The 2,982-nt window shown below is 67.6% G+C and carries 2 protein-coding genes and 1 pseudogene; all 3 read right to left on the bottom strand.

Annotated features, from left to right (window positions below; translation table 11 throughout):
* Positions 1-491, bottom strand: a pseudogene (locus ON45_RS19315) (hypothetical protein); the annotation flags it as partial.
* 189 nt (positions 492-680) lie between these two features.
* Positions 681-1,553: a MarR family winged helix-turn-helix transcriptional regulator gene (locus ON45_RS23265; protein ID WP_158412534.1), complete on the bottom strand. Its 873-nt coding sequence runs from the start codon at positions 1,551-1,553 to the stop codon at positions 681-683.
* A 127-nt stretch (positions 1,554-1,680) separates the two neighbouring features.
* A complete protein-coding gene (locus ON45_RS19305) occupies positions 1,681-2,871 on the bottom strand; it encodes a pyridoxal phosphate-dependent aminotransferase (protein WP_040496203.1) in 1,191 nt (396 codons plus the stop codon).
* Between the last annotated feature and the right edge of the window lie 111 nt (positions 2,872-2,982).

Below are 2,982 nucleotides of genomic sequence, written 5' to 3'. Positions count from 1 at the left end.
GGACCCGGATCCTCCGGAGCCCCAGCGGTCGCAGTGGGCCCAGTGGGCGCCGGTACATCAGCAGGGCCCGGATCCTCCGGAGCGGCGACGGTCGTGGGGGCCTCCGTGGACGGCGGCGGGGGTTGCTCCGGCGGCGCCAGCGGTGGCAGGTTGCATCGGTCGAGGAGGAGGTCGAACCCGGTGTACCCGTCCTGGGTCCTGATCACTCCGTCGTTCTGACCCGGGAAATAGGTGAGCTTTCCGATATCGAATCTGGCGATGACGTCTTCACTTTCGTACCCCCGCCGGTCGCGGACATCCGCGCCATTGAGGTAGATGGGCGTGTAGCTGTCCGTGTCTAGCCGTCGGCACGCGAACACCTGGTCGACGAACCCGTCATCGTCGGATTGGGCGCCGGCGCCGGTCGTGGAGCCGGGAATGGTGGCCGCCGCAGCAACGGTGGCAACGAGGCCGGCCAAAAGGAAACTCGCGCGTCGACGCAGCTTGGTCATGGCGCACGAAGCTACCGGCCGATCTCTCGGTGGGCAAGCTTTCTCCATGTGACAGGTCTGTGACGGAAGGCCGACCAGGCATCCCGACCCTGATCCGGCTCCCCATCGGCGTCCGAAACCGACCAGCCCTGCGTTCGTCCTCGGCGATGGGACGGCGTCAGCGGGGCGCCCACCGGCCGGCAGCCAGCGTCAGTTCGGGAAGTACGCGTCGGCCAGTCGTTGCCGCAACGGCTGCACGGCGTCGAGGAGGTCGTCGAGTGTGTCTCGACCCGTGCCGGTGATGGTGACGACGACAGCTCGGCGGTCGCTCTCGGACGCGAGCCGCCGGACCAGACCGCGCTGTTCGACGCGTGCGATCAACTCGCTCGTGGCCGGTGAGCTGAGTCGAGTCGCTGCACTGATCGCCCGTGGACGAACACCGCCGGGCTTCGACGCCAACCACAAGAGGTGAAAGGTGTGGTGCGGCGTGGGATCATCACCGCCGAGTGACGGTTCGTAGATCTGGAAGAACCTCCTGCCGACCTCGGCCACACGGCGGATTCGCTCCAGCTCGCGCCGAAGCGGCCCCGTCGGGCTGGGAAGCGGCCCGACGTCGAGGCCCATCGCGTCGAGATACTCCCACCACCGTTCGAGCAGCGGCCCCGCCGTCGCGAGGGTGCTGCGAACCGTGCGAGCGACGCGGTCGATCAACTCGACACCGGTGGCGGTCAACGTGACCAGCACGCCGCGAGCATCGTTCTCGACCCCGCCAGACCGCTCGAGCAGTCCCGCTGCCTCGAGCCGGTCGAGCAGATTGGTCATTCCGCCGGTGGTGAGATTCGTCGCATCGAGCATGTCCCGGGGACGGGACGGCCCGTCGAGCATGACCGTCGTCAACACGATGAGGTCGGCGTTCGACCGCACCTCCGTCGCACCCACCTGGTCGAAGGCGTCGTTCATCAGACCGGTCAACTCGAGCATGCCCGCGACGATCTCGCCGAGGTGTTCCCGGCGGTCGCGCGGATCGACGTTCGTCTCCGGCATCTCGCCGCGATCGTCACGTCGCGATGATTGCGATTGCACCGAGCTCAGGCTATGCCGCTCGACTCGCCATGTGCCTGGCGGTACGCAACGAAGCGCACGTGTTGGTCTCGTCGAGCCCGGTGGTGTCCTCGTTCACCTCGCCGTCGGCGCAGGGCCGAGGGAAGATTCAGCCGACGAGAGCGGCGAAGCGGGCGATGCCCTCCTCGATGTCGGCATCGCCGAGCGCGAAACTGAAGCGGCCGTATCCGGGCGTGCCGAACGCTTCGCCGGGCACCCACGCCACCTTCGCCTGGTCGAGGACGATGTCGGCCAGTTCGAGCGTGGTCGTTGCGGTGACGCCGTCGTACTCCCGGCCGAGCAGTCCCCGCAGGTCCGGGAACGCATAGAACGCACCCTGCGGAGCGGGGCACACGACACCATCGATGTCGTTGAGCATCCCGTGGATCAATTCGGCGCGGCGGGTGAACGCCTCGCGCATCATCTCCACGTCGTCGAGTGGGCCGGACACGGCCGCGACGGCGGCGCGCTGACACACATTCGCGACGTTCGACGTGGCGTGCGACTGGAAGCTCGACGACGGCTTGATGACGTCGTTCGGGCCGATCATCCAACCGACTCGCCAGCCGGTCATCGCGTACGTCTTGGCCACACCGTTCACGATGAGGCATTGCTCGGCGAGGTCGGGCACGAGCACCGGCATCGACGAGAACTCGTTGCCGCCGTAGGTGAGGTGCTCGTAGATCTCGTCGGTGATCACCCACACGCCGTTCGCGACGGCCCACTCGCCGATCGCCTTCACCTCGGCGGGCGTGTAGACCGCACCCGACGGGTTGTCGGGACTGACGAACAGCAGCACCTTCGTGCGCTCGGTCTTCGCCGCGTCGAGTTGGTCGATCGTGACCTTGAACCCCGACTCCACATCGGTGTCGATCACCACGGGGACGCCTCCGGCCAGCGTGATCGCCTCCGGGTAGGTGGTCCAGTACGGAGCAGGGAGGATGACCTCGTCGCCAGGGTCGCACAACGCCGCGAAGGCGGTGTACACGGCGTGCTTGCCGCCGTTGGTGACGAGGATCTGCGACGGGTCGCACTCGAAACCGGAGTCACGCAGGGTCTTCGCTGCGATCGCGTCCTTCAGCTCCGGGAGTCCACCCGCAGGCGAGTACTTGTGGTTCTTCGGATCCGCGCAGGCCGCCTGCGCGGCCTCGACGATGTGGGCGGGTGTGGGGAAGTCGGGCTCACCGGCCCCGAAGCCGATGACGCTCTCGCCGGCGGCCTTGAGCGCCTTGGCCTTCGAGTCGACGGCGAGCGTCGCCGAGGGTTGGATGGCGGACAGGCGCTGGGATACTCGATTCACACCGGCCGAGGCTACCGCTCGCCGTTCCCTCGCCGAGCCTCGGTTCCCACCCCCACCACCCTTTGGTTCTCGTGAACTCCGCCGGCGCTCCGTGCGCGAACTGTTCACGAG

It is taken from the genome of Ilumatobacter nonamiensis YM16-303, assembly GCF_000350145.1.
GTDB lineage: Bacteria > Actinomycetota > Acidimicrobiia > Acidimicrobiales > Ilumatobacteraceae > Ilumatobacter_A > Ilumatobacter_A nonamiensis.
Note: the sequence above shows the minus strand (reverse complement) of the source record. Positions and strands in the feature narration are given on the sequence as shown.